This window comes from Parashewanella hymeniacidonis (assembly GCF_016900895.1).
In the GTDB taxonomy this organism is placed as follows: domain Bacteria; phylum Pseudomonadota; class Gammaproteobacteria; order Enterobacterales; family Shewanellaceae; genus Parashewanella; species Parashewanella hymeniacidonis.
In genome coordinates this window covers 1-14,034 of sequence record NZ_JAFEUN010000114.1, presented here as the reverse complement: position 1 = coordinate 14,034, position 14,034 = coordinate 1, and the positions used below count along the sequence as shown (strand labels likewise).

Here is a 14,034-nt window from a genome sequence, read left to right as displayed (position 1 = left end):
TCTGGCCGCCGCTTCATCCCGTTTCTCACTGAGCATGAAATCAATGGTATCACCGAATTTATCAACGGCTCGGTACAGGTAATGCCACTGATCTTTTACTTTGATGTAGGTTTCGTCCATCCGTCATGAGCTAGATACTGAGCGCTTTCTACCATTTCTAAAAGCCGCTTCCAGCTGAGGTGCGTATTCAATAACCCTGCGATGTATCGTAGCATGGTCAATTTCAACTCCACGCTCATTCAGTAACTCTTCAATATCTCGTTAACTGAGTTTGTGGGCCACATACCACCTCACTGCCATCAAAATGGTGGCTGATGAATACGGTTTTTTACGGAAGCTCAAACTCATATTCGACTACTTTAGGTTCAGATTATTTTTTAGGCTTGCAGAATGTTACTTCAAAAAGCAAAAGTTGTGTGACATCAAAATATCTGCTTGAGTGTTTTTTAGGCTGCAAAGATGCGACAGAACCCTCATTTATCTTTTAGCTTAAATTGCATCGCACTCTGTTCTAATTTATCTGCCATTTCCAACAGTTTATTTGCAATTTCAGCGGTGCTTTCAGCATCAATTGATGTCGTTTCAGCAGATTGGCTAATATCGATGACATTAGCGTTGATGGATTCAGATACATGGCTTTGCTCACTGGCCGCTGTTTCCATTTGCGCATTCAGCTCACAAATTTCATCAATTGAGACATTAATGTTTTTTAGCTCTTCAGCTACAGTTTGAATAGCAGACACTTGTTGCTGAGCAAAATCGGAAGCTTTATCCATGATTTGCACACAGTCAGCGGCTTCTTCCCTCAGTCCCTCAATGGTTTTACGGATATCTTGTGTAGATTCTTGAGTGCGAGATGCTAACGTTCTGACTTCATCCGCAACGACTGCAAAACCTCGCCCTTGTTCTCCAGCTCGTGCTGCTTCAATGGCTGCATTTAATGCCAGTAAATTGGTTTGTTCTGCAATCCCTGAAATTACCGAAAGTACAGCTGCAACTTCGTCACTACGGTGATTGAGTTGTTGTATTTTTGCAGCACCTTGTTGTACTTCTTGGCTGAGTGTTTCAATGGCATTTACGGCAATCTGAGCTCTATTTTCTCCGTCTGAGGCGGCTGAACTGGTTGTTTGCGAGTGTGAAAAGGTTGTTACTGCATTAGCTTTAACTTGCTCTGCCGATGCTGCCATTTCTGTCATGGCCGTAGCAACTTGAGTCGTATTTGATTTTTGGGCGATAACTTCATGTTTCGTCGTTTCTGCCATTGAGGCAATACTCTTAGCACTTTCGTTAACTTCTCTGGCATTAGTGACGACGGTACAGAGCGTATCATTGATTCGGGAAACCATTTGATTAAAAGTTTTCGAGACAGCACCAATCTCATCCTCACGATTGACTCTCAATTGAAGTGTTAAGTCAGACTGTTCAGTAACCTGTGTCATCGTTTGTCGCAAAAGTCGTAATCGACTAATGACGAAATGGTTAAGAATAAAGCCAGTAATGATAAATGCCAGTATAAACAGAGTAGCTTGAATTAGAGCGCTGGTGAATAAACTTTTCTCAAGTTGCTTATCACTTTTCGCGAGTGAGTAATCAATACGAGTTGCGCCAAGAATGGTACCCTCAGAAACTTGATGGCAGCCCAAACAATTAACTCCTTGATAATCAGCTTTTGCTAAAATTGGCTCGATTCGAGTCAGTACTCTGCCATCTTTCGATTGAGTTATGGTATTAATTATCTTGCCGGCTAAGGCTTGTTCATCAAAGTTATCTTGAACGCTTTCTCCTGGGAGCCCTTTGCCGAAGACTTTATTCAATGCTGGGCTTCTGATGATGCGGATATCTTTAATCTCGTCTTCTGCCGTCATTTTTTTACGCAAAAGCTCTCGGTTACCAATGGTGCCTGTGAGCATCATGGTGTTCAGAGAATCGAAGTAGGATTTCGTTAAACTATGGGTATGATCTTGAGCATATTCCTCTAAGTGAGCCCGCTGACTCGATGAACCAAACCATAATGTAAATGCAAGTACGATAAGAAATATTATCGCTAGAGTTGTTAACACCAGAGAACGAATGGACAGAGGCTTTGACATAATGTTCGGTTCTTATTTTTGTCAGGTAATGAATATATATCGTCAGCCATGTATAAGTCTTAATAATAAAATTCCATATACAGGCTTGTTTGTATAAATAAAGTTCACATTTGAAGTGAGCACAAAGAGTAGTGATCTAAATCACGCCAAACGTTGATTTAGATAATATATTGAAGAATTGGGTGGAAGCAGCTGAAACCAATTAAGCCACTATCTCCTTTTTGGTATTTACCATTTTTCTTGCGGGTCAGCTTTTATTCTCACAAGGTTTGCACGGACAAAGCAATAAGAAGCAGGCATAGGTATACCTAGGAATCTGTATAACTTCTCTAATTGATTGTAGCTATTATTAGGCAAATGTGACTTGTTTAATGAATTAAGGTAATCAGGTGGAGTTGCGATTTAAACGCATGCTGCCGACCTTTAGCACGAGTTAGTGTACCTTCAATACCTCCTTCTTTAATAAATTGATTAGATAGGCTAGTAGATTTGTTCGTTGATATTTCGTTTCCGAGCCAATTAAAGGATTTAAAGCTCAGTTTAATGTCATTGGTATTAGAATCTTCATTACTTACTGTAAAAGTAATCGTACTTGTCCGGTTTAAAACAGATGTTTTGTAAGGTATTTGAATGGCATTAGGTTTATTATCGTTGTGTCCTACATTTTCAATTGTGAATTGTTGAGCTGCTGCAGCTATTGCTCTTACTTGATCATCTGTTAGACTTTCGAATTTATAACCATTCCATTTTAGGGGTTGCATAGAAATTTGTTGAATAGACATATTAATTTCTCATCGATTTATCAATTTCAGCAACGCATTAATTGCGCAGACAGAGATTATTGAACTGACAGTGAATGCAGAAGTCTTTTCGATTGAGTTAAGTGTGTTGATCTTTGATGATTATTTTTGCAACGATAAATTGGTTATTTTATGCAAGGCAGGGCTTGTGAGGTTTGGTTATTACCGACATATAAAACTGTGGTTACTTCTCTTCCAAATCAACAAGCGGTAACGTAGCACTTTTTATTTTAACAGAGCAACCAATTCAAGCTCTCTATTTTTTCGATGCTTTTGAGCATTCATTGTTCTGTGTTATGACCTGTTTACTTAGATGACCAAGCTTCACTGCTAATGCCTTGAGCAGGCAAATGCTCAAATAGCACAAAATTTAATCCTGAAAGATAAATGCTCCCTAGACTTTCTAATTCAATTTATGATCAAAAAATTAGCTTTCTTACACAAGTTAAAGATAATTAATTCGCACTTTTTATAACATAGCTATATTTCTGGCCTAATAAATGCTTTATCGATAAATGTTATTATATTGCGTCAATCTTTGGGCTATCGGTAATGGATGTAAAAGCAACGCTAGGTCAAGTTAAACAGTTTAATGTCAATAATCTAAAAGGGATTGGTACTCCTTTGTTAGTATTGGCAGCGATGGCGATGATTATTTTGCCAATGCCGGCTCTTTTACTCGACACCTTATTTTCTTTCAATATTGCGTTAGCCTTAATTGTACTTCTAGTCGCAATTTACACCGACAGGCCATTGGATTTTGCTGCTTTTCCATCTGTACTTCTTATCGCAACCCTACTTCGTTTGGCCTTGAACGTAGCTTCTACCCGTGTGGTATTACTGGAAGGTCATAACGGTGGTGATGCAGCAGGTAAGGTCATCGAAGCTTTTGGTTCAGTGGTTATTGGTGGAAATTACGCTGTTGGTTTAATTGTATTTATCATTCTCATCATTATTAACTTTGTGGTTGTCACAAAGGGTGCCGGCCGTATCGCTGAGGTGAGTGCTCGTTTCACGCTAGATGCGATGCCCGGTAAACAGATGGCGATTGATGCGGACTTAAATGCTGGACTCATCAATCAAGAACAAGCCAAGGAGCGACGCAAAGATGTTACCCAAGAAGCAGACTTTTACGGTGCAATGGACGGTGCGTCAAAATTCGTAAAAGGTGATGCTGTCGCTGGCATCATGATTCTGATTATTAACATTATCGGTGGCTTTGTTATTGGTATGGTGCAGCACGGGCTCGATTTATCGAGTGCTGTTGAAATCTATACTTTGCTAACCATCGGTGACGGTCTTGTTGCCCAAATCCCAGGCTTGTTGCTCTCAATTGCTGCGGCATTAATGGTGACGCGACAAAATGAGTCTGGCGATATGGGTAAGCTGATGATGAGCCAGATGTTTGACAATCATAAGTCATTAATGATTGCTGCCAGCTTGCTGATGATCATGGGATTGGTGCCGGGCATGCCACACTTTGCTTTCATCAGCTTTGCATTACTCACCGCAGGTGCTGCTTATTTTGTGTTTCGTCGTAATAAGCAAAAACAACGGCAAGCATTAGAGCTCGCCAAAGCGCCGCCTGTTGAAAAAGATAACAAAGAAGTTAAAGAACTAAGTTGGGAAGATGTTCGTCATGTTGACACCATTGGCCTTGAAGTGGGTTATCGTTTAATCCCTCTCGTTGATAAAGCACAAGACGGCGAATTACTGACGCGGATTAAAGGTGTTCGTAAAAAGTTGTCACAGGAGTTAGGTTTCTTGGTGCCAGCAGTACACATTCGCGACAATTTAGATTTAGCGCCAAATACTTATCAAATTTCATTAATGGGCGTAGTGGTTGGTGAATCTGAAATTCGCCATGACAGTGAGTTGGCCATTAACCCAGGCCAAGTTTATGGAAAACTTGATGGAATAGAGACTAAAGACCCTGCCTTTGGCCTTGATGCGGTCTGGATTTCACCAGAGCAGCGTGAACATGCTCAAACATTGGGTTATACCGTGGTTGATGCCGCAACCGTAGTGGCAACCCACATCAGTCAATTGCTTACTAACAATGCCTCTAAGCTACTTGGTTATGAAGAAGTTCAACAATTACTTGATATTTTACAAAAACAGTCGCCTAAGTTAGTAGATGGATTGATTCCAGAAGTGATGTCATTAGGCATTGTGGTTAAAGTGATGCAAAATCTATTGCATGAAGGTGTTTCAGTGCGTGATTTGAAGACAATCGTACAAACCTTATTGGAGTACGGTACTAAGAGTCAAGATACTGAAGTATTGACTGCTGCAGTACGAATTGCATTGAAAAGAATGATTGTTCAGGAGATCGCTGGACCTGAATTAGAAGTACCTGTCATAACTTTGGCTCCAGAGTTGGAACAGATGTTGCATCAGTCTATGCAGGCAACAGGTGGAGACGGACCAAATATTGAGCCAGGCCTTGCAGAGCGTATGCAGAAGTCGTTAAACGACGCATCGCAGCAGCAAGAGTTGGCCGGTCAGCCCGCCATATTGTTGACATCGGGAATGCTGCGTTCGACATTGTCACGCTTTGTTAAGCACACTATTCCGAACTTAAGGGTGATTTCTTATCAAGAAGTTCCCGATGAGAAACAAATTAGAATTGTATCAGCTGTCGGTCAGTAGAGGATGTAGCCGTGAAGATAAAACGTTTTTTTGCCAAAGATATGCGTACAGCATTAGCACAAGTGAAGGAAACCTTGGGTTCTGATGCTGTAATCATGTCCAACAAAAAAGTAGACGGTGGTATCGAGATCGTTGCCGCAGTTGATTACGATGAGCCAAAACCACAAGTGAAAGCTGAGCCAAAGATCCCTAAACGCTCATTTATGGATTTGTCTGACGACAGAGTCTCAATTGGTGCCAACACAGTTCGTGCAACGAAGCCGGCGGAGGTTTCACCCGTTAAGAAATCAATGAAAACGCCAAAGGCTGCGCCGGCGGATTCATTACAAGCTTTATTGGAGCGTCAACACGCTAAGCTTCAACAGCAAGAACAAGAAGCTAAAGATAAACTTGACATGCCTTCTTGGGCCAAAGGGCTTGAAGCCAGCCGAAACTCGCAAGCTGCACTAGCTCAAAATCATCGTCAGACAATGAAAGCAAAAACAGAAACAGCCGTTCCTGTAAGTAATGAAATGCAAGCGATGAGAGATGAGTTAGCGTCATTACGCAGTTTATTAACGCATCAAGTTTCTAGCTTGATGACAGAAAAAAAGCAGCAAGTTGATCCTGTTGGCTCGATGCTCGAAACAAAACTGCTTGAAGCTGAGTTTACACCGACGTTAGCGAAACAGTTGTCTGAGCTGACTCAACATTACAAACCAGCAGATTTAGTTAAAGCATTGCCACAAAGTTTAGCGAACCTACTCGATAATCAAGGTGATGACATCGTTCATCGAGGTGGTGTTGTGGCATTAGTAGGCCCAACAGGTGTAGGAAAAACAACAACGTTGGCGAAAATTGCAGCAAGATTTGCAGCGAAACACGGAAATGACCACGTCGCATTGATTACAATGGATCATTATCGCATCGGAGCCTATGAGCAACTGGCAACTTATGGCAAAATAATGGGATGCCCAGTAAAACTTGCTCATGATGTGAGTGAATTGGAACAAATTTTATATCAATTCAGAAATAGAAAACTGGTATTGATAGACACGGCAGGTATGGGGCAGCGAGATCAGCGTTTATATCAACAACTTGATAATTTAAATGCAAATAAACGCATACCTATCCGTAATTATCTGGTATTGTCTGCGACAGCTCAAAGAAGAGTGTTGCAGGAAGCCGTAGAATACTTTAAACGAGTGCCATTAGCAGGCGCTGTTTTAACCAAATTAGATGAGTCAGTTTCATTAGCAAGTGCATTAAGTGTCTTAATCGCTAATAAGCTTCCATTAAATTATGTGACTGACGGCCAAAGGGTACCAGAAGATATTCATCTTGCTGATACCTTCAAGCTTGCAGAGCAAGCATTATCTGTCTTAGATGAATCTGAGCCAGAATTTGTTCAACGACCGGTGGGGGCAACCGAACTAGCCCATGCATTTGAGTAAAGCAATGACCCAAGATCAAGCAAGCGGTTTACGTATGATGAATCAACCAAACAATGAAAAAGTAAAAGTTATTGCCGTAAGTGGTGGTAAAGGTGGCGTGGGCAAAACCAGCGCTTCAATCAATACAGCAGTAGCTCTTGCCGAGAAAGGCAAGCGAGTTTTGGTATTAGATGCCGATCTAGGTCTTGCTAATGTCGACGTTATGCTAGGCATTAGAGCTGAAAAAAACCTATCTCACGTATTATCTGGTGAAGCAGAACTGGACGATATTATCGTTCGAGGTCCAAAAGGTATCGGTATCATTCCTGCAACATCAGGCACTCAGGCCATGGTGGAGCTAAATTCAGCACAGCATGTTGGTCTTATACGCGCCTTCAGCGAAATGAAAACCCAGTTTGACATACTGATTGTCGATACGGCAGCAGGTATATCAGATATGGTGTTGAGTTTCTCACGCGCATCACAAGATGTACTCATCGTGGTCTGTGACGAACCTACCTCAATCACTGACGCATATGCCTTAATTAAGATTTTAAGCCGCGAACACGGTGTGTTCCGTTTTAAAATTGTCGCAAATATGGTGAAAAGCCTGCGTGAAGGAATGGAGTTGTTTGCTAAATTAAGCAAAGTGACAGATCGATTCCTTGATGTAGCATTGGAACTGGTGGCAACGATTCCGTTTGATGAAAACTTACGCAAATCCGTGCGTAAACAGAAACTGGTCGTAGAAGCATTCCCTAAATCACCTGCTACAATTGCCTATCATGGTTTGGCGAATAAAATTATTAGTTGGCCAATTCCACAGCAACCAGGAGGACATTTAGAGTTCTTTATTGAACGTCTAGTTAAACGGCCTGAGCAGGAAGAGGACAGATCGAGTGAATAAAGCCGCTGCGTATACTAGTTTTGACGATAAAACATCGACAGTCGAACAGTATGCCCCGTTGGTTAAGAAAATCGCTCATCATTTATTGGCGAGACTACCAGCATCTGTTCAACTTGATGATTTACTGCAAGCTGGCATGATGGGGTTACTCGAAGCATCCTCGAAATTTGATGGCTCTAAAGGCGCAAAGTTTGAAACGTTCGCTGGGATCCGCATTCGTGGTGCTATGCTTGATGAAATTCGTAAAGGTGATTGGGTACCTCGTTCGGTACATCGTAATCATCGTATGGTTTCTCAAGCAATAGAAAAATTAGAACAAGAGTTAGGCCGTGAAGCTACTGTTCAAGAGATTGCGGCAGAACTCAACCTATCGATAGATGAATATCACCAAATTCTGAATGATGTATCCTCAGGAAAAGTTATCGGGATGGATGACATAGGTGTATCACAAGATGTGATTTCAACTGAGAATACGCCAGAAGATGAAACTTTTGATTCTTTAACGAATGAGCATTTTCAGCATGCTTTAGTCGACGGGATCAAACAATTACCAGAAAGAGATGCATTGGTCTTGTCACTTTATTATGATGAGGCCTTGAATTTAAAAGAAATTGGCGCCGTTCTCGAAGTGAGTGAATCACGTGTAAGCCAAATTATGAGTCAAGCGATGATGCGACTCAAAAGTAAGCTACGAGACTGGACGCAAGAATAAATAGAGTTACCTGGAGGAAACCTTGGACAAGAATATGAAAATCTTAATCGTTGACGACTTTTCGACGATGAGACGTATCATTAAGAACTTGTTGCGTGATTTGGGGTTCAACAATACCCAAGAAGCAGACGATGGAACAACCGCTTTGCCAATGTTACAAAAGGGTGACTTTGACTTCGTTGTAACGGACTGGAATATGCCTGGTATGCAGGGTATTGACCTATTAAAAGCCATTCGTGCTGATGATAAGTTAAAGAACATTCCTGTTCTGATGGTTACAGCTGAAGCTAAGCGTGAACAAATCATTGCTGCAGCGCAAGCAGGAGTTAATGGTTATGTTGTAAAACCTTTCACTGCTGCAACGCTTAAAGAGAAGCTAGATAAAATCTTCGAACGACTAGGCTAATCAAGGATGAGCTATGCAGGCAGAAATCACAGGGCTAATTAGCCTTGGGCAAGCTCAAGAGCTTGTTGAGTTGCTCTCTGCTGGTGAGCAACACAAAGCTGATGAGCTGCTTAAAGAGTTGGCTTCTCCTCTTCAAAAAGATCTTTATGATGAAATTGGCAAGCTAACTCGCCAACTTCATAGTGCTCTGATTGAATTCCAAGTTGATAATCGTCTTAAAGAGTTAACCAATACCGATATTCCAGATGCTAAAGAGCGTTTGAATTACGTTATTGATATGACTGAGCAAGCTGCGAACAAGACGATGGATGCTGTCGAAGAGTCTCTTCCTCTCGCTAATGCGTTAATTACCAATATCAATAATGTTCAACCTCAATGGGATAGGTTGATGCTTCGTGATTTGGATTTACAAAACTTTAAAAAATTGTGTTTTGATATCCAAGATATGATGCAGCGAAGTGGTCATGATTCAGTACGTTTGAGAGATCTTTTAAATCAAATTCTGATGGCACAAGATTTCCAAGATTTAACGGGGCAGATGATCCGAAGGGTCATTACTCTTGTGCATGAAGTCGAGAGTAACTTAATTTCAATGTTAACCATTTTCGGTGAACAATCGAATGAAAACGAAAATCCTTCCACAATAAATAAAATTGAAGCTGAAGGTCCGATTGTTAATGCCGATACAAGGGAAGATGTTGTCACTGGACAAGATGAAGTCGATGACTTGCTATCAAGTCTAGGATTCTAACAAGGAGTCAATTGCATGTCGTTTTCAGTTGATGAAGAAATTCTCCAAGATTTTCTGATCGAAGCTGGTGAAATTCTAGAGCTATTACAAGAACAATTAGTCGATCTGGAAAACAACCCTGACGATACAGATCTGCTTAATGCCATTTTCCGTGGATTCCATACCGTTAAAGGTGGTGCGGGCTTTTTAAGCTTAACGCCAATGGTTGACGTTTGTCATGAAGCTGAAAATACCTTCGATTTACTTCGCACGGGTAAACGTAGTGTAACAGCCGAATTAATGGACGTTATTCTACAAGCTGTAGACGCAATTAATTCGATGTTTGGGCAAACTCAAGCGGGTGAACAACAAGATCCTGCTTCAGATGAGCTGCTTGCTGTTCTTAAAATATTAAGTTCAGGTGAGCCACTGCCATCTGAAGTCGGTGACGATCAGACTGTTGTTGAAGAAGAACCTGAGCCTGAACCAGAAATTACTCATGGGCAGTCTGAACCTATCACTGATGAGAGTAGTGATTCAATAGATGATATCACTGAATCTGAATTCGATGCCTTATTAGATGCGCTTCATGGTTCAGGTAACGCTCCTAGCGCAGCGGGAAGTTCAACTACTGAATCAGTACCCCAAACTTCAGCTGAATCTCTTGCATCAACTGATATTACTGATGATGAATTTGAAGCATTGCTTGATGACTTACATGGCAAAGGCGGCTTTAAAGCTGATGTATCGGAGCCGGTTAAAGCGGAATCAGAAAGTGCTTCTAACGTTGTTGAATCAAAATCAGACGATGAAATTACCGATGATGAATTTGAGGCATTATTAGATGAGCTGCATGGCAAGAGTGCGAGTCCAAGTACTAATCAACAAGCCGCACCGACCGTTCCTGAGATAGAAACTCAAGCCGTTAAAACTGAAAAAAGTCCCGTAGCCCCTAAAAGCGTAGAAACCAAGAAACCAGCTTCGAAAAAAGTAGCCCAACCTAAAAAAGAAGCGCCTAAGAAGGATGCTCCAGCAAGAGCTGCAGGTGGTGCTCAGGCCGAAACAACGGTTCGTGTTGATACTGCACGTTTAGATCAGATCATGAATATGGTGGGTGAACTGGTATTGGTTCGTAACCGCCTCGTCAGTCTTGGTGTCAACCGAGACGACGAAGAAATGTCAAAAGCGTTGGCAAATTTAGATTTAGTTACTGCAGACCTTCAAGGTGCAGTAATGAAAACACGAATGCAGCCAATTAAGAAAGTATTTGGCCGTTTCCCTCGTGTTGTTCGAGATCTTGCTCGAACCCTCAATAAAGACATCAACCTTATAATGGTTGGTGAAGATACCGACCTAGATAAAAACTTAGTTGAAGCACTTGCTGATCCGCTGGTTCATTTAGTTCGAAACTCAGTGGATCACGGCATTGAAATGCCTGATGAGCGAGAAGCGAATAATAAGTCAAGAACTGGCACAATTACTCTATCTGCAAGCCAAGAGGGTGACCACATTCTTCTTAAAATTGAAGATGATGGTGCAGGTATGGATGCTGAGAAGCTAAAGCAGATTGCTATTAGTCGTGGTGTACTTGATGAAGATTCAGCTGCACGTATGTCAGATAATGAAGCGTATAATCTGATTTTTGCTCCTGGTTTTTCTACTAAAGTAGAGATATCTGATATTTCAGGCCGTGGTGTGGGTATGGACGTAGTTAAGACACGTATCACCCAGCTTAATGGTACGGTTCACATCGATTCTCAACGAGGCATAGGCACCGTATTAGAAATTAAGGTACCTTTAACGTTGGCTATCATGCCGACCTTAATGGTAGACGTTGCTGAGCAAACTTTTGCATTGCCACTTTCTAGTGTTAATGAAATTTTCCACTTAGACTTGACCAAAACCAATGTCGTAGATGGTCAATTGACCGTTATTGTACGTGAGAAAGCAGTGCCACTATTCTATCTTGAACATTGGCTGCATCGAGATACTGATTTTAGACATGGTGATAAACAACATGGTCATGTTGTAATTGTTCAACTTGGTACAATTCAAATTGGTTTTGTTGTTGATGCATTGATTGGTCAAGAAGAAGTTGTCATTAAGCCATTAGGTACGCTATTACATGGCACTCCTGGGATGGCTGGTGCTACAATAACTTCAGATGGTGGAATTGCGTTAATCTTAGATGTGCCTGGTTTACTCAAGCATTACGCAAATCGAAAATAAAAGATACACAAAATAGAAAAATGATAAGTGCCTGAAAAGTAAGGTGCTTTTGTATCTAAAAGGATTTAAATGACTATTAAAGTTTTAGTCGTCGATGATTCAAGCTTTTTTCGACGTCGAGTCAGTGAAATACTCTCCCAAGATCCAAGACTGGAAGTCGTTGGAGCTGCAACTAATGGTTTGGATGCAACAAAAAAGGTTGCAGAGCTTAAACCGAATGTGATCACCATGGATATCGAAATGCCGATCATGGATGGTATTACAGCAGTTAGAGAGATCATGGCGGAAAACCCTACGCCGATTCTAATGTTTTCTTCACTCACCCACGATGGTGCACAAGCAACGCTTGATGCATTAGATGCTGGTGCGTTGGATTTTTTACCAAAGAAATTTGAAGATATTGCGACCAATCGTGATGAAGCAATACGCCTATTACAGCAAAAAGTAAAAGAATTAGGACAGCGCCGTTTATTCAGGCGTATGCCACGAACGCCAATAACAAAAAAAGCTGAAATAAAACCAACAACTCGACCGTTGAGCCAGCGCTTTTCGACCGTTGGTGCTAAAACCGATATAGATGATACTCCAGCACCTAAAGTGGTCATAAAAGCCAGTGGTAAACGTTATAAATTGTTGGTGATCGGTACTTCGACGGGTGGCCCTGTTGCATTGCAACGAATTCTCACTCAAATTCCTGCGAATTATCCGCATCCAATTTTACTTGTTCAACATATGCCTGCTGCATTTACCCCCGCTTTTGCTGGTCGATTAAATAGTTTGTGCAAAATCGAAGTAAAAGAAGCAGAGAATGGCGATCTATTAAAGCCAGGTTGCGCTTATTTAGCACCAGGTGGCATGCAGATGATGGTGGACAGAAGTGGTTCTCACGGTCGCTTAAAAGTATTGGTTGGTAAAGAAGAGATGAACTACAAACCGAGCGTAGACATCACTTTTGCTTCAGCGGCCAAAGCGTTTGCTGGTGACGTGCTTTCTGTTGTGCTTACTGGAATGGGAGCTGATGGAAGAGAAGGTGCAAGATTGCTTAAGTCTGCAGGCTCAACTATTTGGGCTCAAGATGAAGCTAGTTGTGTGGTCTATGGTATGCCGCAAGCGGTAACTAATGCAGGCTTGTCAAGCAAATCAATTCCGCTTGATAGTATGGCTGATGCAATTTTAAAAGAGTCTGCCAGTGGCTAGTACGAGTTCAGGTGGCATTTATCTTAAGCTGGCGTTATTTTTATTAACGACAGCTTTTTTATCTGTTTCTGCGCTATATTTTGATCTAAGAAATAAAAATTCGAAATTGAAAAATGAGGCTAAGTCACTCAGGGAGTCACAAATTTTGTTGATGGTACCTGATGAGCAATCTGATGCTCTGAGTGAGTGGCTAAAATCTCATCCTGAATCAATAGATTCTCTACTAGAACAAAAGAAACGTAATGATATGAACAACCAAGATGTTGTTCAGCCGAAGCCAACATCCTCTGAAAAGAAGATAGAGCGGACTAAAGTTCAAGCTTCGGTAACTGATTTTGGTAGTAAAGACATCAAAACTTACAAGTTACCTCATGGTGGGATTAGGGTAACAACGAGACAAGAATGACTGCGGGAATCCCTAAGTGAAAGTTTGGACGATAGCTAATCAAAAAGGCGGTGTAGGTAAGACAACAACCGTCGTGACCCTTGCAGGCGTATTAGTAAAGCAGGGTAAGCGAGTATTGGTTATTGATACAGATCCTCATGCTTCGCTGGGATATTACTTAGGTGTAGATCCTGAAGAAGTCCCTGGTTCTCTTTACGATTTATTTGAAGCCCACGATCAACTCACACTTGATAAAATCACCTGCCAAATTGTACCCACGTCAGTCGAACATTTAGATTTACTTCCTGCAACGATGGCTTTGGCTACCGTAGACAGAAAGCTAGGTCATGTTGATGGCATGGGGCTGGTATTAAAACGAATTTTAGCTTTGATCGGGACTGATCAGATCTATATGATCTAAAGTCACAAATACAAGCGAGCTCGCCAGAGCAGGAAGTCCAACTCTGGTGATAAATATCAAAAGCAAATTTGTTTTTAGTGAGCGTTTCCAGAA

General features: G+C 41.4%; 11 protein-coding genes and 2 pseudogenes. 10 read left to right on the top strand and 3 right to left on the bottom strand.

Annotated elements, in window-relative coordinates; genetic code table 11:
- The 3 genes and pseudogenes from JQC92_RS22735 to JQC92_RS18085 form a co-directional block, all read right to left on the bottom strand.
- Positions 1 to 348, bottom strand: a pseudogene (locus JQC92_RS22735) (IS6 family transposase); the annotation flags it as partial.
- A 125-nt stretch (positions 349 to 473) separates the two neighbouring features.
- Positions 474 to 2,090 carry a methyl-accepting chemotaxis protein gene (locus tag JQC92_RS18090; RefSeq protein ID WP_205000951.1) on the bottom strand — a complete coding sequence of 539 codons (1,617 nt, stop codon included), beginning with the start codon at positions 2,088 to 2,090 and terminating at the stop codon, positions 474 to 476.
- A gap of 368 nt (positions 2,091 to 2,458) precedes the next feature.
- Positions 2,459 to 2,872: a hypothetical protein gene (locus tag JQC92_RS18085; protein ID WP_205000950.1), complete on the bottom strand. Its 414-nt coding sequence runs from the start codon at positions 2,870 to 2,872 to the stop codon at positions 2,459 to 2,461.
- A gap of 570 nt (positions 2,873 to 3,442) precedes the next feature.
- On the opposite strand from JQC92_RS18085, the gene flhA reads away from it, so the two are divergent.
- From flhA to JQC92_RS18035, 10 genes and pseudogenes are all read left to right on the top strand, one after another.
- Positions 3,443 to 5,542 carry a flagellar biosynthesis protein FlhA gene (flhA, locus tag JQC92_RS18080; protein WP_205000949.1) on the top strand — a complete coding sequence of 700 codons (2,100 nt, stop codon included), beginning with the start codon at positions 3,443 to 3,445 and terminating at the stop codon, positions 5,540 to 5,542.
- Between the two features lie 11 nt (positions 5,543 to 5,553).
- Complete coding sequence (gene flhF / locus JQC92_RS18075; RefSeq protein WP_205000948.1) at positions 5,554 to 6,975, top strand: flagellar biosynthesis GTPase FlhF; 1,422 nt, start codon at positions 5,554 to 5,556, stop codon at positions 6,973 to 6,975.
- Between the two features lie 4 nt (positions 6,976 to 6,979).
- Positions 6,980 to 7,861 (top strand): MinD/ParA family protein, encoded by an 882-nt coding sequence (locus tag JQC92_RS18070; RefSeq protein ID WP_276315819.1) that lies wholly within the window; start codon positions 6,980 to 6,982, stop codon positions 7,859 to 7,861.
- Positions 7,854 to 8,573 carry an RNA polymerase sigma factor FliA gene (locus tag JQC92_RS18065; protein WP_205000947.1) on the top strand — a complete coding sequence of 240 codons (720 nt, stop codon included), beginning with the start codon at positions 7,854 to 7,856 and terminating at the stop codon, positions 8,571 to 8,573. The genes JQC92_RS18070 and JQC92_RS18065 overlap by 8 nt, the downstream gene beginning before the upstream one ends.
- A 22-nt stretch (positions 8,574 to 8,595) precedes the next feature.
- Positions 8,596 to 8,979, top strand: coding sequence for a chemotaxis response regulator CheY (gene cheY / locus JQC92_RS18060; protein ID WP_129946614.1), 384 nt, complete (start codon positions 8,596 to 8,598; stop codon positions 8,977 to 8,979).
- A gap of 13 nt (positions 8,980 to 8,992) precedes the next feature.
- Positions 8,993 to 9,730 (top strand): protein phosphatase CheZ, encoded by a 738-nt coding sequence (locus JQC92_RS18055; protein WP_205000946.1) that lies wholly within the window; start codon positions 8,993 to 8,995, stop codon positions 9,728 to 9,730.
- Positions 9,731 to 9,745: 15 nt separating this feature from the next.
- Positions 9,746 to 11,938 carry a chemotaxis protein CheA gene (locus tag JQC92_RS18050; RefSeq protein ID WP_205000945.1) on the top strand — a complete coding sequence of 731 codons (2,193 nt, stop codon included), beginning with the start codon at positions 9,746 to 9,748 and terminating at the stop codon, positions 11,936 to 11,938.
- Positions 11,939 to 12,007: 69 nt separating this feature from the next.
- Positions 12,008 to 13,135 carry a protein-glutamate methylesterase/protein-glutamine glutaminase gene (locus JQC92_RS18045; protein ID WP_205000944.1) on the top strand — a complete coding sequence of 376 codons (1,128 nt, stop codon included), beginning with the start codon at positions 12,008 to 12,010 and terminating at the stop codon, positions 13,133 to 13,135.
- The gene (locus tag JQC92_RS18040) at positions 13,128 to 13,541 is read left to right on the top strand and encodes a hypothetical protein (RefSeq protein WP_205000943.1); all 414 of its coding nucleotides are present in this window, start codon (positions 13,128 to 13,130) and stop codon (positions 13,539 to 13,541) included. Before JQC92_RS18045 ends, JQC92_RS18040 begins: the two co-directional genes overlap by 8 nt.
- 16 nt (positions 13,542 to 13,557) lie before the next feature.
- Positions 13,558 to 13,923, top strand: a pseudogene (locus JQC92_RS18035) (ParA family protein); the annotation flags it as partial.
- Between the last annotated feature and the right edge of the window lie 111 nt (positions 13,924 to 14,034).

Excerpts from the sequence above, each read along its gene's own strand:
- flhA (WP_205000949.1), top strand. The coding sequence starts at position 3,443 with ATGGATGTAAAAGCAACGCTAGGTCAAGTTAAACAGTTTAATGTCAAT.
- JQC92_RS18085 (WP_205000950.1), bottom strand. The coding sequence starts at position 2,872 with ATGTCTATTCAACAAATTTCTATGCAACCCCTAAAATGGAATGGTTAT.
- JQC92_RS18070 (WP_276315819.1), top strand. The coding sequence starts at position 6,980 with ATGACCCAAGATCAAGCAAGCGGTTTACGTATGATGAATCAACCAAAC.
- JQC92_RS18045 (WP_205000944.1), top strand. The coding sequence starts at position 12,008 with ATGACTATTAAAGTTTTAGTCGTCGATGATTCAAGCTTTTTTCGACGT.
- JQC92_RS18055 (WP_205000946.1), top strand. The coding sequence starts at position 8,993 with ATGCAGGCAGAAATCACAGGGCTAATTAGCCTTGGGCAAGCTCAAGAG.
- JQC92_RS18050 (WP_205000945.1), top strand. The coding sequence starts at position 9,746 with ATGTCGTTTTCAGTTGATGAAGAAATTCTCCAAGATTTTCTGATCGAA.
- JQC92_RS18090 (WP_205000951.1), bottom strand. The coding sequence starts at position 2,090 with ATGTCAAAGCCTCTGTCCATTCGTTCTCTGGTGTTAACAACTCTAGCG.